21 protein-coding genes are annotated in these 23,013 nt (G+C 67.1%); 5 read left to right on the forward strand and 16 right to left on the reverse strand.

All coding sequences use genetic code 11. From position 1 onward, the window contains the following. Window positions 1-51: 51 nt before the first annotated feature. Both GC150_06445 and GC150_06450 read right to left on the reverse strand, forming a co-directional pair. Window positions 52-1,656, reverse strand: a complete 1,605-nt coding sequence (locus GC150_06445; GenBank protein MBI1384530.1) for an AMP-binding protein — start codon at window positions 1,654-1,656, stop codon at window positions 52-54. After that, a complete protein-coding gene (locus GC150_06450) occupies window positions 1,653-3,086 on the reverse strand; it encodes an aldehyde dehydrogenase family protein (GenBank protein ID MBI1384531.1) in 1,434 nt (477 codons plus the stop codon). The genes GC150_06445 and GC150_06450 overlap by 4 nt, the downstream gene beginning before the upstream one ends. Window positions 3,087-3,429: 343 nt before the next feature. Between GC150_06450 and GC150_06455 the strand changes: the two genes are divergently transcribed. Then, window positions 3,430-5,457, forward strand: a complete 2,028-nt coding sequence (locus GC150_06455; GenBank protein MBI1384532.1) for a DUF839 domain-containing protein — start codon at window positions 3,430-3,432, stop codon at window positions 5,455-5,457. A gap of 13 nt (window positions 5,458-5,470) precedes the next feature. On the opposite strand, the gene GC150_06460 is transcribed toward GC150_06455, so the two are convergent. Next, a complete protein-coding gene (locus GC150_06460; protein ID MBI1384533.1) occupies window positions 5,471-5,926 on the reverse strand; it encodes a DUF1489 family protein in 456 nt (151 codons plus the stop codon). Then, on the reverse strand, window positions 5,926-7,935 hold the full coding sequence (locus GC150_06465) for an ATP-grasp domain-containing protein (GenBank protein ID MBI1384534.1): 2,010 nt from the start codon (window positions 7,933-7,935) through the stop codon (window positions 5,926-5,928). Before GC150_06465 ends, GC150_06460 begins: the two co-directional genes overlap by 1 nt. A gap of 131 nt (window positions 7,936-8,066) precedes the next feature. On the opposite strand from GC150_06465, the gene GC150_06470 reads away from it, so the two are divergent. After that, a complete protein-coding gene (locus GC150_06470; protein ID MBI1384535.1) occupies window positions 8,067-9,779 on the forward strand; it encodes a 2Fe-2S iron-sulfur cluster binding domain-containing protein in 1,713 nt (570 codons plus the stop codon). Window positions 9,780-9,828: 49 nt separating this feature from the next. Here the strand turns inward: GC150_06470 and GC150_06475 are convergent, their stop codons facing one another. The 9 genes from GC150_06475 to folK form a co-directional block, all read right to left on the reverse strand. Continuing rightward, a complete protein-coding gene (locus GC150_06475) occupies window positions 9,829-10,863 on the reverse strand; it encodes a GTPase Era (protein MBI1384536.1) in 1,035 nt (344 codons plus the stop codon). Further along, entirely contained in the window at window positions 10,856-11,572 is a 717-nt protein-coding gene (rnc, locus tag GC150_06480) for a ribonuclease III (protein ID MBI1384537.1), read from the reverse strand. Before rnc ends, GC150_06475 begins: the two co-directional genes overlap by 8 nt. Window positions 11,573-11,575: 3 nt before the next feature. Continuing rightward, window positions 11,576-12,334, reverse strand: coding sequence for a signal peptidase I (lepB, locus tag GC150_06485; protein ID MBI1384538.1), 759 nt, complete (start codon window positions 12,332-12,334; stop codon window positions 11,576-11,578). Between the two features lie 164 nt (window positions 12,335-12,498). Continuing rightward, window positions 12,499-12,912: a holo-ACP synthase gene (locus GC150_06490; GenBank protein MBI1384539.1), complete on the reverse strand. Its 414-nt coding sequence runs from the start codon at window positions 12,910-12,912 to the stop codon at window positions 12,499-12,501. Further along, the gene (locus tag GC150_06495) at window positions 12,909-13,715 is read right to left on the reverse strand and encodes a pyridoxine 5'-phosphate synthase (protein ID MBI1384540.1); all 807 of its coding nucleotides are present in this window, start codon (window positions 13,713-13,715) and stop codon (window positions 12,909-12,911) included. Before GC150_06495 ends, GC150_06490 begins: the two co-directional genes overlap by 4 nt. Further along, window positions 13,708-14,439 (reverse strand): DUF2062 domain-containing protein, encoded by a 732-nt coding sequence (locus tag GC150_06500; protein MBI1384541.1) that lies wholly within the window; start codon window positions 14,437-14,439, stop codon window positions 13,708-13,710. The genes GC150_06495 and GC150_06500 overlap by 8 nt, the downstream gene beginning before the upstream one ends. A 364-nt stretch (window positions 14,440-14,803) precedes the next feature. After that, window positions 14,804-17,185 carry a RelA/SpoT family protein gene (locus GC150_06505; protein MBI1384542.1) on the reverse strand — a complete coding sequence of 794 codons (2,382 nt, stop codon included), beginning with the start codon at window positions 17,183-17,185 and terminating at the stop codon, window positions 14,804-14,806. Window positions 17,186-17,360: 175 nt separating this feature from the next. After that, the gene (locus GC150_06510; GenBank protein MBI1384543.1) at window positions 17,361-17,765 is read right to left on the reverse strand and encodes a DNA-directed RNA polymerase subunit omega; all 405 of its coding nucleotides are present in this window, start codon (window positions 17,763-17,765) and stop codon (window positions 17,361-17,363) included. 145 nt (window positions 17,766-17,910) lie between these two features. Then, the gene (folK, locus tag GC150_06515; GenBank protein ID MBI1384544.1) at window positions 17,911-18,441 is read right to left on the reverse strand and encodes a 2-amino-4-hydroxy-6-hydroxymethyldihydropteridine diphosphokinase; all 531 of its coding nucleotides are present in this window, start codon (window positions 18,439-18,441) and stop codon (window positions 17,911-17,913) included. Between the two features lie 299 nt (window positions 18,442-18,740). On the opposite strand from folK, the gene GC150_06520 reads away from it, so the two are divergent. From GC150_06520 to GC150_06530, 3 genes are read left to right on the forward strand one after another with little or no spacing between them, the layout of a single operon-like run. Next, window positions 18,741-19,349, forward strand: a complete 609-nt coding sequence (locus tag GC150_06520; GenBank protein MBI1384545.1) for an NYN domain-containing protein — start codon at window positions 18,741-18,743, stop codon at window positions 19,347-19,349. Between the two features lie 32 nt (window positions 19,350-19,381). Next, a complete protein-coding gene (locus GC150_06525; GenBank protein MBI1384546.1) occupies window positions 19,382-20,089 on the forward strand; it encodes a uracil-DNA glycosylase in 708 nt (235 codons plus the stop codon). Next, the gene (locus tag GC150_06530; protein ID MBI1384547.1) at window positions 20,086-20,874 is read left to right on the forward strand and encodes a hypothetical protein; all 789 of its coding nucleotides are present in this window, start codon (window positions 20,086-20,088) and stop codon (window positions 20,872-20,874) included. The genes GC150_06525 and GC150_06530 overlap by 4 nt, the downstream gene beginning before the upstream one ends. A 51-nt stretch (window positions 20,875-20,925) precedes the next feature. On the opposite strand, the gene smpB is transcribed toward GC150_06530, so the two are convergent. The 3 genes from smpB to GC150_06545 form a co-directional block, all read right to left on the reverse strand. Next, window positions 20,926-21,399 (reverse strand): SsrA-binding protein SmpB, encoded by a 474-nt coding sequence (gene smpB / locus GC150_06535; GenBank protein MBI1384548.1) that lies wholly within the window; start codon window positions 21,397-21,399, stop codon window positions 20,926-20,928. Window positions 21,400-21,457: 58 nt separating this feature from the next. After that, window positions 21,458-22,339: a 4-hydroxy-tetrahydrodipicolinate synthase gene (locus tag GC150_06540; GenBank protein ID MBI1384549.1), complete on the reverse strand. Its 882-nt coding sequence runs from the start codon at window positions 22,337-22,339 to the stop codon at window positions 21,458-21,460. 241 nt (window positions 22,340-22,580) lie between these two features. Then, complete coding sequence (locus GC150_06545; GenBank protein MBI1384550.1) at window positions 22,581-22,898, reverse strand: hypothetical protein; 318 nt, start codon at window positions 22,896-22,898, stop codon at window positions 22,581-22,583. Window positions 22,899-23,013 lie beyond the last annotated feature (115 nt).

A 23,013-nucleotide genomic window follows, 5' to 3' on the forward strand; every position in this document is an offset into this window, starting at 1 on the left:
GCGGACCGCCTCGCACCCCGACGCTCGACGGCAATCCGGCGCACCGCCCGGCTATTTTTCGTCGACGATCCCGGCCAGTTTCAGCCGCTGGATCTTGCCCGACGGACCCTTGGGCAACTCGGCGAGAAAATGCACGCGGTCCGGTGCCTTGAACGCACCGACCCGGGCCGCACAGAGTGCGATCAGCCCCGCCTCGTCCACCACGCTCGCCTCGCGCACCGCGACACAGGCCTCGACGCGCTGGCCATAGGTCGGACAGGGGCGCGCGAACGCCGCCGCCTCGATCACGTCGGGATGACCATAGAGCGCCTCGTCGATCTCACGCGGCGCGATGTTCTCACCACCCTTGATGATGAGCTCCTTGAGCCGCCCGGTGATCGTGACATAACCATCCGCGTCCATGCGCCCGAGATCGCCGGTGCGCAGCCAGCCATCCGCCGTCAACGCCTTTTCGGTCTCTTGCCGGTTGCGGTAGTAGCCGCGCATCACGTTGCAGCCACGTACCAGAACTTCCCCTTCCGCGCCGCGCGCCACCTCGCGCTGTTCGCCATCCCCAATCGTCACCTCGTTGCCGTATGCGATCCCCGGCGAGCCGATCTTGCGTACGCCCGGAGGGAGTGGATTGGAGAGGATCTGTGCCGCCGTCTCCGTCAGCCCCATGGTCTCGATGATAGGGATCGAAAAGCGCGCTTCGAACGCGCTCTGGACCTCGGGTGCGAGCGGCGCCGATGCCGAGCGGGCAAAGCGCACGCGCGCGAGCCCACTCCGCGATCGCTCGTCCGGCTCCTCGCCGTGAAGGAGATAGGAAAGTTGCGTCGGCACCGCACTGAACCAGGTGCATTCCCCAGTCGTCAGCTGCCCCCAGAAGCCACTCGCCGAGAACCGCTTCGGCAGCACCACCGAACCGCCCGAGACGAGCGGCCCCATGATCGTCACGCAGAGCCCGTTGATGTGATAGAGCGGCAGGATGCAGAGCGCCCGGTCGTCACGCGTCAGCTGGTGCGCCGCGACGACATTCGCGCCGCCTGCCAGCACGTTGGCATGGCTCAGCAGCACCCCCTTCGGCAGCCCGGTCGTGCCGGAGGTATACATCAGGAGCGCATCGTCACCGGGCGTGGGCGCCGGACCCGGCCCCTCCCCGGTCGCCGATGCCGCAGCGCCCCGAGGCGCCACCACGGATCGCGCCAGTTGCTCCGCCGACACGATATCCATCCCCCTCACTCGCTCGCCGAGCGCCGCCTCCAGCAGCCCGCGCTGGTCGTCGTCCGCCACGATCAGCCGGCAGCCGGAGTGCTCCATGACATGGGCGATCGTGGCCGGACCCGAAACGAGATTGATGGCCGTCGCGCGATAGCCTCCATACATGAGCGCGAGGATCGCCTCGGCCGCGCGCGGTCCGTTGCCCATCGCGTAGGCGACGCTCTCGCCCGCTGCGACACCCCGGGCCGCGACCGCGCGGGCCAACCCGGCGACCCGCCCCCTGAGCATCGCGAAGGTCGTCACGCTTGCCTCACCCGCATCGAGGAGGAATGGCCGCTCCGGCGCGGTCAGGGCAAGGTGCTCGATGACCGCGCGCACCGTCGGCGCCGGGACTGCGCCGAGAACGCCCGTGCCGAAAACCTCCGCTTGCGACGTGCCACCTCCCGCCCACCTCATTGCCCGACGTCCCGCCAATAGCCGCCGAAGATCTCCTCGATCGCTGGCTCGCGCGGCGCGATCCTGCGCACCACCTTGGTCACGTTCATGAAATGGCGCCAATGGACGTTGTCGTCGATGGAATTGCGTCCCCAGCTTCCGCATCCCATGGAGAGGGAAAACGGCATAGCGTTGTCGAATGACCCGCCGGTCGCAAAGCAGTGCGCCTGGTTGACGATGACACGGCAGGTTGGAAGCCCGAGCCCGAGCCCGACCGCCCGTTCGTCGAGCCCCGTGTGGATGCCGACGGAATGGCCCGCCCCCTGGTGCGCCATGATGCGCCCGGCGAGTGCCTCGCCCGCAGAGAAATTGGCAACCCGGTAGACCGCGAGCACGGGCGAGAGTTTTTCCCCGCTGAGAGGATAGTCCACACCGACGCCACTGGCCTCCAGCATGAGAAAGCGCGCGCCCGCGGCCCGCACGCCGAGGTCGATGCCGGCCACCGCGAGCACCCGCGCGGCATCACGCGCGATCATCTCGCGGTTGAGCTTGCCTGCTCGAAAGAGACCGGCGACGAGCTTCCCGTGATCCGGACCGGTCAGCAGCCGGCCACCCTCGGCCTCGAGCGCCGCATGGAGCCGGGGCCAGGCCTCCTCGACCACCACGAGCGCGTTTTCCGACGAGCAGGAGGTCGCGTTGTCGAAGCACTTGGAGGCCGCGATGAGCCGCGCCGCCGCCCCGGCGTCCGCCGTCTCGTCCACGATCGTCACCACGTTGCCGGCGCCGACCCCGATCGCCGGCGTGCCGGAGGAATACGCCCGGCGCACGTTGTCCTGGCTGCCGGTGACGACGAGCCCGTCGGCCATCTCCATCAGCGCCTGCGTCGCGGCCTTGCTGGAGGGCTGGCCGAGCATCTGCACGAGGTCGGGATCGACGCCCGCACGCGCGAATTCCTCTCCCATCAACTCGAGAAGGCGCGCACAGACCCCCGCACCTGCCGGCGACGGCGAAAGGATGATAGCGTTGCCGCATTTCAGCGCGTTGACGATGTTGTTGACCGGCGTTGCGACCGGGTTCGTCGAGGGAACCACCGCCGCCACCACACCGAGCGGGCGCGCGATTTCCGTGATGCCGTCCTCGCCCCGCTCGGCGATCACGCCGCAGGTGCGCACGTCCCGGATGTCGCGCAGGAGACCGAGCGTCTTCCTGTGGTTCTTGGTGATCTTGTCAGCGACGTTGCCGAGCCCGGTCTCGCGCACCGCCTGCTCGGCGAGTTCGCGATTGCGGTCCGGTTGCATCAGCGTCCAGGCCGCCGCCAGCGCCGCCCGGTCGTAACGCGACTGATCGGCGCCCGCCTCGAAAAGGGCCTGTGCCGCCCGCGCTCGGGCAACAAGCACGCGAACGTTTTCCCGCGCCTCGGCGGTCGCATCCACGTCCGCCTCGTCCTTCATCCGCGCCATTTCCCTTCCTCGTTATCACCTACGCCTGTTCACGGCGGGGTCGAGCGACCTAGCGGCCCCATCCTTGTACCAGCGCGAACCGGACCATGGCGAACCAGGAGTTGCGAGCCTTCCGATTGCCGGCGATGATGGCACATCCGTTAGAGGCCCGGACAGCCCGACGCCCGCAGGATCGACAGATTGTATCACCTGGGTCGATATACTTGGCGCAACGCCCTCGAACCCCCTCGATCCCGGGCAGACGGCGCATGCCCGGTCACACCCCAGTCATCGCCACCCGCCAGTATCCAGCCCCAATTGCCGAGACGTGCCACCGCACCCGAGGAGACGAGCCATGTCGAGCCCCATCCGCTACCCGGTCCCGCTCGAAGCCTACCCCAACCGCGCCGCCGCGTTCGAGGCAGCCGACGACGTGCCCCTCTCGCCGGATGGTGCGGCAACGCTCGGCGAGGTCATCGAGACCCGCTATTCGCGTCGCGCGGTGATCCAAGGAGCGCTCGGCGTCGCGGCGATCGCGGCCCTCTGGGAGAATGGTCTCGCGATGGCGCAGGCCTCCGCCGCCAACCCTCCAGTGGCCTTTGGTTTCGATGAGATCGTCGCCGGCATCGACGAGCGCCACCACGTCGCCGGCGGCCACCGCGCCGACATCCTCATCCGCTGGGGCGATCCCGTCTTCGCCGACGCCCCGCCCTTCGACCCCCGGAACCAGAGCGCCGAAAGCCAGCTTCGCCAGTTCGGCTACAACTGTGATTACGTCGGCTTCGTTCCGCTCGATGCCGAGGGCACGCGCGGCCTCCTCTGCGTCAATCACGAGTACACCAGCGAGGAGATGATGTTCCCTGGCCTCGGTCGCCAGGACCGCTCCGGCTTCAAGGGCATGACGCGGGAACTGGCGATGGTGGAGATGGCGGCGCACGGCGGCACCATCATCGAAATCGAACGGCGCGATGGCCGCTGGGCGACGGTGCCCGCGGGCCGTTACAATCGCCGCATCAGCACGCTCGAGACCGAGATGTCGATCGACGGGCCGGCGGCCGGCAGCTCACGCATGCGCACCGGTCGCGACCCCTCAGGCACGCGCGTCACAGGCACCCTCAACAACTGCGCCGGCGGCATCACGCCATGGGGCACCTATCTCATGGCGGAGGAGAATTTCCACGGCTACTTCTGGACCGACACCCTCGAGAACGGTAAACCGGCAAAGGACCTCGGCGGCCCCGAGGCCCGCAGCTGGAAGCGCTATGGCATGCCCGGCATGTGGTACGATTGGGGCCGCTACGACGAGCGTTTCAACCTCGACAAGGAGCCGAACGAGGCCAACCGCTTCGGCTGGATCGTCGAGGTCGACCCGCTCGACCCGGCCTCGATGCCGGTCAAGCACACCGCACTCGGCCGCTTCCGCCACGAGGGTGCCGAGAGCATCGTCGCGCCGGACGGCCGCGTGGTGGTTTATTCCGGCGACGATGCCCGCTTCGACTACGTCTACCGCTTCGTCTCGCGCGAGCGTTACCGAGAAGGTGACCGCGCCCACAATATGCGCCTCCTTACCGAAGGCACCCTTTCGGTGGCCCGATTCGATGCGCAAGGCCGCGTCCACTGGCTGCCCCTGGTCCATGGCACCGGCCCGCTGACGCCCGAGAACGGCTTTGCCGACCAGGCCGACGTCGTCATCGACGCGCGCCTCGCCGCCGACGCGCTCGGAGCAACGCGCATGGACCGCCCCGAGGACGTCGAGCCGACCGCCGATGGCCGCGTTTACGTCATGCTGACCAACAACGCCGACCGCAAGCCGGACGAGACCGACCCCGCCAACCCCCGCCCGGCCAACGCCTTCGGCCATGTCATCGAGATGCGCGCACCCGGCGGCGACCATACCGCCGACGTCTTCGATTGGGAGGTGCTGGTGCGCTGCGGTGATCCCGCGATCGCCGACGTCGGAGCCGAGTGGCACCCCGCGACCTCCGCGAACGGCTGGTTCGCCAGCCCCGACAATTGCGCCTTCGATGCAGCGGGCCGCCTCTGGATTTCGACGGATCAGGGCAGCAACTGGAAGGCGACGGGCCACGCCGACGGCCTCTATGCGCTAGGGACGGTTGGCGAAGAGCGAGGCCGCTCGCGGCTTTTCTTCCGCGCTCCCGTCGGCGCCGAGGTCTGCGGCCCGTGTTTCACGCCGGACGGCACGAGCCTTTTTCTCGCCGTTCAGCACCCGGGTGTCGACGGCACGAAGGACTTTCCGGGTTTCGGGCGCAACGCGACCTTCGACGATCCCGTGACGCGCTGGCCGGATTTCGATCCGTCTCTTCCTCCGCGCCCCTCCGTCGTGGTCGTCACGCGCGAGGACGGGGGTCCGGTCGGCGGATGACCGCCGGCCCCCGTCAGATGAGCCCGAGTTCGGAAAGCTCGCGCGCCATCGCCGGCGGGATGGCCTTCCCACTTCGCGAGGCTCCCGCCCCCAAGTCGGCCGGCGCGTCCTCTCCCTTGAGGTAGCGCCAGCCCTGGAACGGGCGCCTCGGCTGGCCGCGAACTGGCACGAGCGCGTGATCCAGCACGATCTCGCAGCGCTCGATGCCGTCGTCGCCGGCGACCGGACGCAGATCCAGGATACGCTGGCGCACCTGCACGACGCGCTTGATCACCCAGTAGAGCGAGCCACCGGCGAGTACCTCCTCGCGCCGGCGCGGAAACATCCGCGTCGTGTGCCAGATTTCCCCCCGACCCTGCGCATCGACACGCCCGGCCTCGCGGTGGACCTTTTCCCGCCCTTCCTGCCAGACCGCGAGATCCTCGATCGAATCCGCCCCGACGCAGAGCTTGATGAGATGCAGAGCCATCATTCCGCTCCCTCGGGCTGGGCGCCCGCAGCTCCCGCAGCCTCGCCCCGGCCCCCAACCGCCTGCGGCGCGAGGGCAACGAGCAGTTGCCCTGTGCCCACCTGATCGCCGACCGCCGCCGCGACGCTCGCGATCCGCCCGTCGCGCGGCGAAACGAGCACGTGCTCCATCTTCATCGCCTCGACCACCGCCACCGTCGCCCCCTTGGCGACTGTCGCCCCGACTTCGACGGCGATCGAAACGACCCGGCCATTGATCGGCGCCGTGATATTGTCACCGCCGGCATGGGCGTCCCCCCTCTCCCATCGCGGGAAGGCGACCTCGACCTGCACAGGAACCCCGGCCCCGGCATAGGTCAGCGCGGTGTGCGGCGGCTGTCCGAGCAGCACGACAGGTACACCGTCCCCTCGAGCTGGCACCCACGCACCGCCCTCCTCGCGGACCCGTTCGCCCTCCCCACCGCTCGTCACCTCGAGTCGCATCGGCTTTCCGTCGACCGAGAACGTGTAGGGCACGCCGGCGTTCGCGCCGGGCACGTAACCGTCCGAGGCGCCCCAGGGCCCGGCAAGGCACCGCGCCAGCCCGCGCCTCGGTGCCAAGAGCGCCGAGACGCCCGCCGCGATCCCCTCCATTCGATCGGGCGCCGCCGTCAGAGCAACGAGTTGTCTCGCGATGAGCCCGGTATCGAGCCGTGCCTCGAGGACATCCGCGTTTCGGGCGAGGGCGAGGAGGAACCGCGCGTTCGCCCGCGGCCCGAGAATTTCGCTCGCCGCGAGCGCGCTCGCGAGCCGCCCGAAGGCCTCCCGCCGATCTCCTCCCCCGGCGATCAGCTTGGCGATCATCGGATCGTAGTAGGGCGTGATCTCGTCGCCCGCCCGCACACCCGTGTCGATGCGAATACCCTCCCCTTCGGCCAGTTCGAACCGATGGAGTGGGCCGCTTTGGGGAGCGAAATCCCGGGCCGGGTCCTCGGCGTAGATGCGTGCCTCGACGGCATGGCCGCAAAGGCGGATATCCTGCTGGGCGAGCGGCAATCCCTCGCCGGAGGCGATGCGCAATTGCCATTCGACGAGGTCGAGGCCCGTCACCAGCTCGGTCACCGGATGCTCGACCTGGAGCCGCGTGTTCATTTCGATGAAGTAGAAGCGCGGTTCGCCACCCTCGGCATCCTCCTCGAGCAGGAACTCGACCGTTCCCGCCCCCCGGTACGAAACCGATGCGGCAAGCCGCACCGCGGCATCCGTCATGGCCGCGCGCATGGCCGGCGACAGCCCCGGCGCCGGCGCCTCCTCGATCACCTTCTGGTGACGCCGCTGCAGCGAGCAGTCGCGCTCGAAGAGATGGACGACGTTGCCCCGCCCGTCGCCGAACACCTGCACCTCGATGTGGCGCGGGCTGACGACGAGCCTTTCCAGCATAAGCCGGCCATCACCGAACGCCCCTTCAGCCTCGCGCCGCGCGCTCGCGACCTCCCCGGCGAGTTCGCCCGCCTCGCGCACGAGGCGCATGCCGCGCCCGCCACCGCCGGCAACCGCCTTCACCATCAGCGGAAAGCCGATCTTCTTGGCCGCGCGGGCCATCGCCGCCGCATCCGTGCTGTCGCCCCTCCAGCCGGGCACCGTGGGCACGCCGGCCGCCTCCGCCAGCGCCTTGGCCTCGTCCTTGAAGCCGAGACGGCGCATCGTCGCCCCGTCAGGACCGACGAAGACGAGACCCGCAGCGGCACAGGCGTCCGCGAACTCGGCGTTCTCGGAAAGAAAGCCATAGCCCGGATGCACCGCCTCCGCGCCATGTTCGCGGGCGGCGCGAATGATCGCGGCACCGTCGAGGTAGCTGGCGCTCGCCTCGGCCGGCCCGATGTGCGCGACGGCATCGGCGAGTTCGGCATGAAGGGCATGGCGGTCGGCATCCGAGACGACCGCAACGACCCTGACGCCGAGCGCCTTGCACGTGCGTGCGATGCGTACCGCGATCTCGCCGCGGTTGGCGATGAGCAAGCTCTCGATCATGGCTGCGTTATCTCCGGCCAGGGCCGAGCAGGCAATGGCCCCATCCACAGGTCGTTGCGACCGCGGGCGGTCTTGCGCTCCCGGCGGCAATGCTGTCACGCTCCGGGTCGATGGGATAGTGGGGTGCCCCGATGTACGTGCTCGCTCGCGGTGGATGGCTACAACGGTTGCGCCTGACCGCCGGTCTCGTTCTGTTCACTTTCGTGTTCATGCATTTGCTCAATCATGCCGTGGTCCTCTTCGGTCTGAGCATGGCCGAGAGCGTGCAGGAATGGCGTCTCGCCGTCACCCGATCGATCCCCGGTACGCTGGTGCTCTGCGCGGCGGCCCTCGTCCATGTCGTCCTCGGCCTCTTCAAGACGGCACGCCGCAGCACGCTGCGCATGCCGGCCTGGGAATTGCTGCAGATCTTGAGCGGCCTGGCCGTGCCCTTCCTCGTTGCCCCCCATCTGACCTATTCCCGCGTCGCCCACGAGTTGTTCGGCGTCTCGACCACCTATCTCTACCAGCTCTACTTGATCTGGCCTGCCGTCGCCTGGTCGCAGGCGCTACTGCTCGTTGTCGTCTGGACACACGCCTCGATCGGCATCCATTTCTGGCTCCGCCTGACACGGACCTACGAGCGACTCTTTCCGTTCGCCCTCGCCGTCGCCGTCGCAATCCCGGTCGGCGCGCTTGCCGGTCTCGTTGCCGGCGGCCGCGCCGCGCGCGAGCTGATCTACGACGAGGAGAGCTTTGCCGAACTGCGCGAGGAGGTGAACTGGCCATCGGGCGAAGCGTTCGGGGAACTGAGCCGGTTTTCCGAGGTTTTCCAGTTCGCGAGCATCGCCATTGTACTCACGGTCGTCGTCGTCATCGCCGGCCGCTACCTGCGCCATCTCCTCGGCCCCCGCGTCGAGGTCCGTTACGTCGGCGGCCCGGTGGTCCAGGCACCGATCGGGGCGACGCTGCTCGAGACCAGCCGGCGCTTCGGCGTCCCGCACGCCTCCGTCTGTGGTGGCCGCGCCCGCTGTTCGACCTGCCGCGTCCTGGTCGAGGAAGGTTTCGATGGGCTCCCCCAGCCCGGCCCGACCGAGAACGAGACCTTGCGCAGCATCGGCTCTCCCGACCGCGTCCGCCTCGCCTGCCAGATCCGGCCGCGCTCACCCGTCACCGTCGCGCGGCTGCTGCCGGCCGGCAGCCGCCTGCGGGCGGCCAGTTCACCCCAGTCGCGCGAGGAGCAGGGCGTCGAGCGCTCCCTGGCGGTGATGTTCCTCGACGTGCGCGGCTTCACGACCTTGAGCGAACGGCGTCTACCCTACGACACGGTCTATCTGCTGAACGAACTGTTTTCTTCCGCGGGTGGCGCGATCGTCGCCCACAACGGCTGGATCGACAAGTATCTCGGTGACGGGCTCATGGCCATTTTCGGCCGTGAGAGCGGCACCACGGCCGGCTGCCGGGAGGCGCTCGCGGCCGCGCGCGCCATCGACCTCGCGCTCGATCTCCTCAACGACCGCTTCAGTGGCGAACTTGCCGAGCCGCTGCGCATCGGCATCGGCATTCACGTCGGGCCCGTCGTCCTCGGGCGCCTCGGCCACCCCGCCTCCTCGGCCGTCACCGTCATCGGCAAGACCGTGAACGCGGCGAGCCGCCTCGAGGCGCTGACCAAGGAATTCGGCTGCCAGATCGTCGTCTCGAACGCGCTCGCCGCCCGCACCAGCCTCGTCACGGACGGCCTCGAACACCGCACGACCGAGGTGCGCGGCCTCAGCGACACCCTCGACGTCCTGCTCATCCCCAAGGGCCGCCAGATCCAATTGCGCGACGATACCCCCGCCGAGACCGCAGAAGCCGCCGGCTGACCGGCGGGCCAGGAGGACGCGCCACCGTTCCCGCCGGACCATACGGATTTCAATCCTTCGGAAACTCGAGCCCCATCTCCCGGTAGCGCTCGGGATCGTCTCCCCAATTCTCGCGAACCTTGACGAAAAGGAAAAGGTGAGCCTCCGCGCCGATGATCTCCTTGATCTCCGCGCGCGCGTCCATCGAAATCTGCTTGATCGTCCGCCCCCCCTTGCCGAGCACGATCTCGCGCTGGCTCTCGCGCTCGACGAAGATCGTCTGCTCGATGCGCACCGCCCCGCCCCGCAGCTCCTTCCAGAGCGTGGTCTCCACCGTCGACACGTACGGCAGTTCCTGGTGCAGCCGGTGATAGAGCTTCTCGCGCGTCACCTCCGCGGCCAGCTGGCGCATCGGCGCGTCCGAGAGTTCATCCTCGGGATAGAGCCACGGCCCGAACGGCATCAGGCTGGAAAACCGTTCGCGCAGTTCGCCGACCCCGCTGCCGGTGAGCGCCGAGATCATGAAGGTCTCCTCGAAGCGCGTGCGCGCATTGAGATCGGCGGCAAGGCTCAGCAGGCGCTCCTTCTCGATGCGGTCGACCTTGTTGAGCACCAGGAGAACCGGCGCGCCGATGCGCCCGAGATTGGCGAGGATGCGCTCGACGTCCCCGTCGACGCCGCGCGCGGCATCGATGAGGAGCGCGACGACGTCGGCCTCCCGCGCCCCGCTCCAGGCCGCCTCCACCATCGCCCGGTCGAGCCGCCGCTTGGGGGCGAAAATTCCAGGCGTGTCGACCAGCACGACCTGCGCGGCCCCGTCGAGATAGATGCCGCGGATTCGGCTCCGCGTGGTCTGCACCTTGCGGCTGACGATGCTGACCTTGGCACCGACGAGTTGGTTGACGAGCGTCGATTTGCCGGCGTTCGGCGCCCCGATCAGCGCCGCAAAGCCGGCGCGCGTCGCCACCCCCTCGAGGCTCGTGCGCCCGACGCCCCTGAGGGAGATGTCGTCGCCCGCCGCCTGCTCGGGCGCGGCCGCTGGTTCCTGCCCGGCTGCCGTCCCCGCCGCGTTCGCGTCCTGATCCCCGTTCGCCCCGTCATTCATCGGGAATGTCCTTTCCGGATGGCCAAACGCCCTCCCGCATCAGCAGGGCCGCCGCTGCCTCGTGCTCGGCGATCCGCTTGCTGCGACCGCTGCCGCGCGCTGGCTCGACTCCCTCGACCCTGACCTCCGTGACGAATTGCGGCGCATGGTCCGGTCCGCTTCGCCCGATCGCCCGATAGGATGGCAGCGGGCGCCCGAGCCCCTGCGCCCATTCCTGGAGTTCCGACTTGGCGTCCGCTGGCGTCTCGGTCATCTCGTCGATGAGGTCGACCCAGAACCGCGCCACGATATCACGCGCCGGTCCATAGCCGCCATCGATGAACACCGCACCGAGAACCGCCTCGCAGGCATCCGCCACGATCGTCTCCTTGCGCCGGCCACCCGTCGACATCTCGCTGCCCCCGAGCCTCAGGGCATTGCCGAGATCGATGGCGTACGCCACCCGCGCGCACGTCTCGCGCCGCACCAGACGGTTCAGCCGCTTGGCGAGATCGCCCTCGGCCGCGTGGGGAAAGCGCGCCATGAGGAGTTCGGCGACCGCCAGCCCGAGGACCCGGTCGCCGAGGAACTCGAGGCGCTCGTTGTCGGTTTCGGTGGAACTGCCGGAGCGCGCACTCGCGTGCGTCAGCGCGCGCTGAAGGAGACGCTCGTCCCGGAACCGGTAGCCGAGACGCTCGGCGATCTGCTCGAGTGAGACCGCCTCACCCACGGCCTAGTCGACGAGATCGAAGAAGCGCGACCAGCGGATCGTCGAGCCCCACTTCCAGGGCTCGAAGACCGACCACTGTTCGGTTGCCGAAAAGAAGATGACCTGCGCCCGGCCGATGAGATTTTCGTGCGGAACGTATCCCACCCGGTATGTGGCGCGCGAATCGAGCGACTGGTCCCGGTTGTCGCCCATCATGAAATAATGACCTTCCGGCACCTGATACTCGGAGGTGTTGTCGAACGTGCCGTTCGCGACCACGTCGAGCACGTGATAGCTGACCCCGTTGGGCAGCGTCTCGCGATACCGCGGCACAGTGACCTTCCGCCCTGTCTCATCGACCGTCTCGAAGGTACCGTCGGCCACCTTCTCGACCGGTTCCCCGTTGATGAAGACCTGACCGCGCCGCACCTGGATCCTGTCGTTCGGCAGGCCGATGACACGCTTGATGTAGTCCGTCTCGTTGTCGCGCGGCAGCTTGAAGACGACCACATCGCCGCGCTCCGGTTCACCCGAAAGCACCCGGCCATCCCAGATCCTGTAGCCGAACGGGAAGGAGTAGCGCGAATAGCCGTAACTGAACTTGGAAACGAACAGGTAGTCGCCGACGAGAAGCGTCTCTTTCATCGAACCGGACGGAATGTTGAACGGCTGATAAAGAAAAATCCGCACGAGGAATGCGAGGATCAACGCATGGATGATCACCTTGAGGAACTCGATCGTTCCGCTGCTCGAGGACTTGTCGGCTTCAAGACCAGCGCTCATGTCGTCTCCGCTTGCTCGATTTGGCCGCACCGACGATAGCCGGCGCAAGTCCTGCCCGCGAGGCCCATCCCCCTGAGCGACCCCGGGCAGCCTCCCGCCCCCCTCATAGACGCTTGTTCCCGATGCGGCAACGAATGACGCCGCCGGCCGCGGTCCCGCAGTCCTCACCGCCCCGGCATCTTGGCCGGCAGCGCCGAGATGATGACGATGGCTTGGGCGAGCGGGAAATCGTCCGTGATCGTGAGAGCCACCCGGGCCTCGTGGCCCTCGGGCGTCAGCTCCGCGAGGATCCGCGCCGCGCCGCCGGTCAGCACCAACGTCGGGCGGCCAGACGGCAGGTTGACCACGCCCATGTCACGCCAATAGACGCCGCGCCGAAAGCCCGTTCCAAGAGCCTTCGAGCACGCTTCCTTGGCCGCGAAGCGTTTGGCGTAAGAGGCGGCACGCTGGGCCCGCCCTTCCGACTTGGCGCGCTCGATGTCGGTGAATATCCGCTCGATGAAGCGCTCACCGAACCGCTCCAGCGAGCGTTCGATGCGGCGAATGTCGATGATGTCGTTGCCGATCCCGAGGATCATCGACCTGCTCCGCCGACGCCTCCGGCGAGCCGCGCCAATTCCATCTGGCAGAGCATCTCCGCGATCGCACCGCCGAGCCCCTGGAACACCGCTTCGCCGACGAGGAAATGCCCGATGTTGAGCTCGGCGAACTCAGGGATGGCGGCGACCGGGCCGACACTCGCGAACGTGATGCCATGGCCCGCGTGCACCTCGATGCCCGCCGTGTGCGACTCCTTCGCGCTTGCGGCGAGGCGGGCGAGTTCACGCGCCGCGCCCGCCTCGTCACCCACCTCGACCATCTCGCAATAGGCGCCGGTGTGCAGTTCGACCACCGGAGCGCCGACTCGCGTTGCCGCCTCGACCTGGACAGGCTCGGGATCGATGAAGAGCGAGACGCGGATGCCGGCATCGCCGAGCCGCGCCACGGCATCGCGGACCCGATTGGCCTGCCCCGCGACGTCGAGACCGCCCTCGGTCGTCACCTCTTCACGCCGTTCCGGCACGAGGCACGCCGCATGCGGCCGGTTGGCGATCGCGATCGCGATCATCTCGTCCGTCACCGCCATCTCGAAGTTGAGCGGCCGGTCGATCGCCGCCATCAACCGCGTGATATCGCCATCGCGGATGTGCCTGCGGTCCTCACGCAGATGCGCCGTGATGCCGTCGGCGCCGGCCGCGATGGCGAGCAGCGCCGCTCGCACCGGATCGGGATAGGCGACTCCGCGCGCGTTGCGCAGTGTCGCGACATGGTCGATGTTCACACCGAGCCGCGCCCTGCGCCCGAATGCGCCAATTCCCTCACGCCCCGCACTGTCAGGCATGTACCTCGACCCTTGCCCGTGCCACCGACGGACTCGATGGCTCGCCCGCCCCACCGTCGCCGCTTGCGCACTGCGCTTCGCCGCCTGCCTCCGCGGCGGCTGTCCCGTCGACGACCTCGTAGGGCTCGTTGTGGATGGCCGCTTCCATGGCTTCCTCGATTTCGGCCTCCTCGGCCCGCCGTGCCGCCAGCAGCAGGGCGCGATACATGACCAGGTAGATCACGCTGGCGACCGCGAGCCCGATCGGCACGCTACCAACCAGCATCGGCTTCATCAGTGGCCAGAGCACGTTCGCGGCCGCAACGAACGCCTCGCTGGAGAAGGCCGTCATCGACTCCCAGAGCGTCGCGAAACCATGCTTCAACTGCTCGTCGGAAAAGCGACCGGTGCCACCGAGGATCGCATTCCCGAGCTGGTAGGTCGACACCCAGATGAAAGGAAACGTCAGCGGGTTGCCAACCGCCGTGCCGAACGCCGAGGCGATCATGCTCCCCCGCCCGATGTAGGCGAGGGCCGCCGCGATGATGAAATGGAACCCGACGAAGGGCGTGCAGGACACGAACGCCCCGCAGGCAAAGCCGAAAGCGATGAAGTAAGGCGAGCCCCGCAACCGGCGAACCCGCTTCAGCACGTAGCGCATCGAGCGCGACCAGCTGCGGCGCGGCCAGAGCGCGACCCGGACCCGGGCAAGAATTCCTTCCGGCTTACGCCGCGAGAACAGCATCGCTCGACGTCCTCACCAAGCCATACCGCAATCGCGATCGCCGCCCGCGTCGCGGCCACTCTCATCTGGATGCCGCCCCCCCCGATCGCAAGGGGTGTTCGCACGCGGAGCGGGCGCCGGCACGACCGCAACCCTATGAAAGTACGCTTCCATGTCGTGCGACATGCTCCTTCGAGAGTGCGGCCGATTTCTGAATTGTGACAATGGACCAGCAGGATTTCCGTTCGGTAACCAGGACTGTATGAACCGGCGCCTCCCGCCCGGCTCCAGCCTCCGGACATACGGCGCCGTCGGTCACCGTTCGTGCTCGGTCGATGCGACTTTTCTCAACCTCGAGCGATCGTTGCGGCACGCCCGATTCAAGTCAAATGGTGTTGGCGCCGGGACTCGGCGCCAAAGCGCCATTGACGTGCCCCTGTGGCACGGAGTCATCCCTCGCGCGAACGGAGGGCGTGAAGCAGCGCTCGACCTTGTAGACCACGTCGAGCATTCGTAGGTCGCGCAAAAGCTCGTTGAGATGCTTTGCGTTCCAGACCTCGACGTCGATGTGCATGCGCGTGAAATCCGCCGCGCGGTGCAACATCCTGAGGTTGTCGATGTTGCCGTCGCGTTCGCCGATGACGGTGGCGATACGGGCGAGTGCCCCCGGCTCGTTGAGCGCCGTCGTCTCGATCTGACCGAGGAACCGGCGCGGCGCGTCGCTGTCCACGTCCCACGTCACGTCGATCCAGCGCTCGCGCGGCAGCGCCTGGAACGCCTCGAGCGCCGGCGACGCGATGGGATAGATCGCGATCATCGCCTGTTCGGGCATCAGAATACCGACGATCCGGTCGCCGGGCACGGCACCGAGTTCGCCGAAAACGAGGCCGAGTTGCTCGCTCGCGCCACTCTGCGACGGGGCGACGCGCGGCAGCATCTGCAGCAGACGCCGCTCGGCCTCGTCATCGCCGATCCGAAACTTGAAGCCCGGAATATGCCGGAGGTTGAACCAGCCCTCGAGCGAGGGATCGCCCTGCTCGTGACGGTTTCGCGCCGTGCGCTCGGGCGATGCCGGGCGCGCCTCCTGGAGATCGGGGAACACCGCCTTCAAGACAGCCCCGGAGGTCAATTCACCTCGCGCCACCGCGACATAGGCATCATCGACCGTTTTCAGCGATAGCCGCCAGAGCGCCTGGGCAAGCCGCCCGTCGCTGAACGAATGACCGACCCGCGCGAAAGCCGCCGCCACGATCTGTCGCCCGAGGTCACCATACTGGCGCCGGAGCGCCTCGCGCGAAGCGCGCCGGATCGCCGAGCGCGCCTTGCCGGTGATCACCAGCTTCTCCCAGGCCGCCGTCGGCGTCTGTGCCTCGGAAGTGATGATCTCCACCTGCACGCCGTTCTGCACCTTTTCCATGAGCGGCGTGGAGCGCCCGTTGACACGCGCACCGACGCAATGGTCACCGACGTCGGTGTGCACGGCATAGGCGAAGTCGAGCAGCGTCGCCCCGCGCGGCAGCGCGATGAGCCGACCCTTGGGCGTGAACGCGAAGACCTGGTCCTGGAACAGCTCGAGCTTGGTGTGCTCGAGGAATTCCTCCGGACTGTCGCCGCTGAGCAGCGTTTCGACATGCCGGCGCAACCAGCTGTAGGGCTCACTGTCGTGCGGCGATACGGGCCCCGAGACACGCACGCCAGTGGAGAGGATCGTCGAGTCCACCTCCTCGCCCGCATACGAAGCGTCCTTGTAGAACGAATGTGCGGCGATGCCGTATTCGGCGATCTGGTGCATCCGACCGGTGCGGATTTGCAGCTCGACCGGCTGATGACGTGGCCCGAGCACTGTCGTGTGCAGCGAGCGATAGCCGTTGTGCTTGGGCGTGGAGATGAAATCCTTGAAACGGTCCGGAACCGCGGGCCAGGTGGTGTGGATGCGCCCGAGGATGCGATAGCAGTCCTGCACGTTGGCGACGATGACGCGGAACGCGTAGATGTCGCAGAGCTGCTCCAGCGAGAGCTGGCGATGCTCCATCTTGCGCCAAATGGAAAAGGGCTTCTTCTCGCGCCCGTGGACGACCGGGACGAGGCCGTCCGAACGGAGGTTTTCCTCGAGCGATCCCTTGATCTCCTCGATGAGGCCGGCATTGCGCTCGCGCATCTCCGCAAGCTTGGCGCTGACGATCCGGAAGGCCTCCGGCTCCATCCACCTGAAGGCCAACTCCTCCAGTTCCTCGCGCAGCCCCTGCATCCCCATCCGCCCGGCGAGCGGAGCATAAATCTCGATCGTTTCCTCGGAAATCCGCCGGCGCTTGTCGTCGCGCATCGATTCGAGCGTGCGCATGTTGTGCAGCCGATCGGCGAGCTTGATCAGCAACACCCTGACATCGCTCGAAATCGCGATCAGCAGCTTGCGGAAATTCTCCGCCTGCTCGGCGCGTTTGGTCGCAAGATCGAGCTGCTTGAGCTTCGTCAGCCCCTCGACGATGCCGGCGATCTCCTCGCCGAATTCGTCGGCGATGTCGGCGACCGTGGTGGGTGTATCCTCGACGACGTCGTGCAGCAGGGCGGCGGCGATCGTCGCATCGTCGAGCCTGAGGTCGGTCAAGATAGCGGCAACAGCCTGGGGATGCGTGAAATAGGCTTCGCCCGAGGCGCGTTTTTGATCCTTGTGGGCGCGCATCGCAAAGACATACGCCTTGTTGATGGTCGCGATATCGGCGCCCGGATGGTAGCTCTGCACCCTCTCGACGAGCTCGAACTGTCTCATGGCCTTAATCAATCGGACCCGCGCCGCCCGCGCCCGACGTGGCGGGGACGTTATCGGCTTTCACCTCGTCGCAGCCATGATAGCAGGCAAAGCGGGCGCGCCCAAGCCGGTCGACGCCCTCGGCAAGAACTCCCGATGTGTCGCGCCAGGGGCGGGCCGGGCAGTCCGCCTCGCGTCAGCCGTTGCGTCCGTTGGCACCGGGCGACTCGGCCGGCGCCAGGCTCTCCAGCCCGCGCAGCAGTTCCTCTTCCGACATCGTGATGCGGTCGATCTGGCTGTCGCTCGACTGGTCGTCCTGTCCGAGCACCGGCAGGCGCTGGTCACCACCCGACTGCACGTCGGGCTCGTCCACTTCGACGAATTTCTGCAGCGAGTGGATGAGATCTTCGCGCAGGTCGTCGGGCGCCACCGTGCCCTCGGCGATTTCGCGTAGCGCAACCACCGGATTCTTGTCGTTGTCGCGATCGATGGTGATCGGCAGCCCGCCCGCGATGGCCCGGGCCCGGTTGGCCGACATCAGCACCAGATCGAAGCGATTGGCGACTTTCTCGACGCAGTCCTCGACGGTGACGCGAGCCATGATCACTCCTCGGATTATTTTTGGGATCAGCCGATCCGTATAGCGGCTACCGGGCACCGAGGCAAGATGCTGCATCGAAGCCGCGTTTCGCAGGCAGGCCTTCCGGACCGATCCCCATTCGGGTGGCACACCACGGCCGGCGCCGTCAGAGCGGCCCGAGCGGGACGATCTTGCGGTCGTCGGCGCGGTTGCGCGCCAGGAGCCGTCCCACCCCTTCGCGCGTCACCGGATGGCGCCAGCGCGGTGCCACGTCCCGTAGCGGACGCAGCACGAAGGCCCGCCCGCGCACCCCCGCGTGGGGCAGATCGAGCGCCATTGGTCGCATCCCGACACTCTTGCCCTGCAGGCGCGCCACCCGTCCCTTGTGATCGATGATGTCGATATCGAGCGGCCTCGGCCCCCAACGTCGTCCGCCACGCCTGCCTGCGAGACGCTCGAGCCGTTTGACCAGCATCAGCAGCGCCTGCGGCGAGCGCGCAGTGGTCACCTTCAATGCGGCGTTCACATAGGGCGCCTGCCGTCCCGGCCCGAACGGTGGCGTTTCGTATGCGTTCGAAATGGCCACTGGCCCGACGCCGCGCCGCGCCAACTGGCGAACGGCCTCGCGCAGTGCCTCGCGCGGTGTCCCCCAGCGTCCGACGAGATTGCTCCCGAGTGCTATGATCGAGTGAGCCAAGGCGGGTGTTCCAACGTATTGCCTGCCGAACCCCGAGCGTCGAGCCGGGCGACAGGGGAACCAAGGCGACTACGGCAAAGCGCCACGACCGACAACGATTTCGATCGACCGGAAGTGTCGAATGCGCAACTCGAACGCAGGCACCTGCACCGCCGCGGGCCCTGCCGCAAACGACGTGGCGGACCACCTTGCTGCGCAGAAGGTCTCAATTCGCAGCCCGAGACATCGACATGAAGACAACGAGTTGCTACATGTAGGTCCTAACGATTCTGCAAAAAACCTATCATGAGCACAATGAAATGAGCGCGCTTTTCTACCAATCCGAACGCATTGCACTGTTCATCGACGGTGCAAATCTTTACAGCACCGCGAAATCACTGAACTTCGATATAGATTATAAGAATCTACTTAAGCATTTCAGCACCAAGGGTCGTCTGATACGTGCCCTCTATTATACGGCAGTCGCCGACGATCAAGAGTATTCCTCGATCCGACCACTGATTGATTGGCTCGACTACAACGGCTACACCATGGTCACCAAGCCCTTGAAAGAGTTCACGGACAGCACCGGACGCCGCAAGGTCAAGGGCAACATGGACATCGAGCTGGCCGTACAGGCGATGGAATTGGCCGACCACCTCGATCATATCGTGCTTTTCAGCGGCGACGGTGATTTCCGCTCACTGGTGGAGGCACTTCAGAACAAGGGCAAACGCGTCAGCGTCGTCTCGACCCTCGTGACGAGCCCGCCCATGATCGCCGACGAATTGCGCCGCCAGGCCGATCAGTTCATAGAGCTTTCCGAGCTCCGTGGCACCATCGCCCGCGATCCCTCCATCCGTCAGCAACGCGAGCAGCAGCGTCGCTCGTTCGACCAGGACGAGGGCGACGACTTCGAGGAGGTCTGACCTCCGTCGGGGCGGCTGAGGGTGCACCCGCAATGTCCACTTCCGACCCGATCCGCAGCCCCTCGGAGCCCCCGGCCGATTGCCCGGCCTGCCCTCGCCTCGTTCAATTCCGCCACGATCAGCGCCGCGACAACCCGACATGGTTCAATGCGCCGGTGCCGTCCTTCGGCGACCCGAACGCCCGTCTTCTTGTGCTCGGCCTGGCGCCGGGATTGAAGGGTGCAAATCGAACCGGCCGCCCGTTCACCGGCGATTATGCCGGCGACCTGCTCTATGCGACGCTGATCGCAAAGGACTTTGCGCGCGGTGATTACGCCGCCCACGCCGACGATGGCCTCGAACTCGTCGACGTCATGATCTCGAATGCGGTGCGCTGCGTGCCGCCACAGAACAAGCCGGCCACGACCGAAATTGCCGCCTGCCGAGGCTTCCTCACCGCACGCATCGACGCGCTGCCGCGCCTGCGCGCCATTCTTGCGCTCGGCCGCATCGCACACGACCAAGCACTGACCAGCCTCGGCGCCCGCAAATCCGCCTACCCCTTCGCCCATGGCGCCTGCCACGTCCTCGACACCCCGCGAGCGACCGAGATCGGTCGCGCAACGCCGCTGCGCCTCTTCGACAGCTACCACTGCTCGCGCTACAACACGAGCACACGCGTCCTCACCCCGGACATGTTCCGGGCGGTTTTCGATGCCATCAGGGTCTTCCTTGCGAGTGACGATCCGGAGCCGCGATGACGACCGAGGACGCCGATGGACGCCCGATTCCCCCGGGCGAAGAACCTGCCGGTCCTGGCGAGACGACGGCCCTGGAGAGCCGCCTGCAGACCGCCTTTCGATGGATCTGGCGCTTCAATGCCCTCGCCATCGCCGGGGTCGCGGTCATCGCCGGCCTCCTCGGGCTGATCGCCCTGGCCGCGGTCGGCTACGATTTCCTGCGAATTCGTCATGTCGAGGCGGTCGCCAGGGTCGACCCGACCGGTACGCGCGCGCCCCGCCTCGAGCTGAACAACTTCACCGAAATCGGGCGTACGGACCTGTTCTGGGCGGCCCGCTCCCTCGTCCAGCACGAGGAGCGATATGCCTCTGGCGGCAAGTCCGCCTGGAGTGTGCGCAACTACGTATTCTACGATCCCGCGACCGGCGCGACCCACGAGTTGCTCGCCGACGACACGGCCCTCGTCCTGTCGGCCACGCACCATTATCTGCCGGGCGACGAAGCCAGGGAGCAGCCGGTGGCGATCCTGGTACGCCTCGTACGCCGCGATACGAATGGCGACGGCTATCTCTCCGAGAGCGATGTGGCGGAACTGGCCATCGCGAGCCCGGACGGGCGCCGCATCGTGGAATTGGCCATCCCGCACGATGATCTGAAGGGCACGGCGACCCGTGCCGATGGCACCATCCTCGCCTTCATCGAAGCCCCTGATGGCACCCACGAGGCGCTGCACCTCGACGGGCGCCAACTTGCGATCGCAGAGCGCCACCGGATCGAAGAAGCGGCGGCCAAGGTCGGCCACTGACCGTCAAGTCCCCGCCGCCCGCCCGATCGTCGGGCGAAGGGTCTTGCCCGATCAACCACGCTCACGCATCAGCCGCGAGCGCTGGCGCTGCCAATCGCGCTCCTTCTCGCTCTCGCGCTTGTCGTGCAGCTTCTTGCCGCGCGCCAGGCCCAGTTCGAGCTTCGCCATACCCCGCTCGTTGAAGTAGATCTTGAGCGGCACCATCGTCATGCCGTCGCGCATCACCGCGATCGCCAACCGGTCGATCTCGCGCCGGTTGAGCAAGAGCTTGCGGTGACGCCGGGGCTCGTGGTTGTCGTAGCGGTTGGCGTTCTCGAGTTCGGGAATGTAGGAATTGATGAGGAAGAGTTCGCCGCCCTCGACCGCGGCATAGCTCTCGGCGACATTGGCCTTGCCCGAACGCAGCGATTTCACCTCGCTGCCCTTCAGCATCAAGCCTGCCTCGATGACTTCCTCGATCGCAAAGTTGTACCGGGCCCTGCGGTTCTCGGCGACAACCTTGCGGCCATCGCCCTTCTTCGCCATGGCACCGGTCTCCTTTTCGACTTCGCGCGCCGACTGCGTCCGCGCGTCTCGAGCAACGTTAGATGTTCATCAGACCCGCGAATCGCAAGGCCTCGTCGACCTGCTTGCGCGCACTGGCGCTCGCCACGACCAGCGGCAGACGAACCTCGTCAGGCGCCCGCCCGAGAACGGCGGCGGCATACTTCACCGGCGACGGGCTGGTCTCGCAGAACAACGCCTTGTGCAGCGGCATCAGGCGGTCCTGGATCGCAAGGGCCTTGGCATAGTCCCCCGCCAGCGTCGCTTCCTGGAACTCGGAGCAGAGTCGCGGCGCGACGTTCGCCGTCACAGAAATGCAGCCGACCCCACCGTGCGCATTGAAGCCGAGCGCCGTGCCATCCTCGCCCGACAGCATGATGAGATCGGGCCCCATCAGATGGCGGTGCACACTCGGGCGCGTCAGGTCGGCGGTCGCGTCCTTGATCCCGACGATGTTGCTGCAGTCGCGAAAGAGCCGCGCCATGGTTTCCGGCTGCACGTCGGCGACGCTTCGGCCCGGCACGTTGTAGATGAAAATCGGCAGGTCCGCGCTCTCGGCCACGGCCTTGAAGTGCTGGTAGAGCCCCTCCTGGGTCGGCTTGTTGTAGTAGGGGGCAGCGACCAGCGCGGCATCGGCGCCCGCCGCTTTGGCGTGCTGCGTGAAATCGATCGCCTCGGCGGTGGCGTTGGAGCCTGTGCCCGCGATCACCGGGACGCGTCCCGCCACGGCCTCGACGCACATTTCGACGACGCGCTTGTGCTCGTCGTGCGTCAGCGTCGGGCTCTCTCCGGTCGTGCCGACGGGAACGACCCCGTGCGACCCTTCCGCGATCTGCCACTCGACGAACGCTTGGAACGCTTCGCCGTCGACGGCGCCGTCGCGCAGTGGCGTGATCAGCGCCGGTATCGAGCCCTTGAACATTGCCGCGTTCCTCACCTGCTGGTGCAGTGTCTCGACCGGACCATAGTGAGAGCCGATTCCGCCCGCAAGCCACAGTGCCCGCCCGGCTCCCGCGCGCACGGGAAAAGGCGGCACGGCATGCGCTCAATCGGCAAGCAACGCGCGGCAGCGACCCACCGGGCCGAAACCGGCGGAGTGGGCCGCGCGCGTCGTCAGTGGATCAGAGCACGGCGAAGCCTCGAGAGCTTCTCGGTTTGCCCGGTCAGTGCTTGCAGATCCAACGGTAGGTGATCTGCTTGCCGGTGTTGTTCTGCAGGCCGACGTTGATCTCGCCGTTCCCGTAGACGCGGCAGGAATGGTAACGCCCGGTCTTCCAGCCGCAACCGAGGTTGGCCGTGATCGGCCCGTTGCGGGTTACCTGCACGACGAAGTTCGCCGAACCGTTCACGGTGAAGGAGCGGCTCCAGTCCGTCTGACCGGGCCCGAGGCTGCCGGCGAGGTTCTTCTGGCCATAGGCACAGCCGGCACTGGCGGGCGCCGAAAACAAGACAAGACCAAGCACGATGATCAGGTAACGCATGAGCGGCACTCTCCGAGTTGTCGATCCTCCCCTCGGGGATAGTTTCACACCCGGCGATAAGGCGCAAACTGATTTTCTCGCCTGCGTTATAATCAGACCGCACCGATCATGCGGC

It is taken from the genome of Hyphomicrobiales bacterium (assembly GCA_016125495.1).
Lineage (GTDB): Bacteria > Pseudomonadota > Alphaproteobacteria > Rhizobiales > RI-29 > RI-29.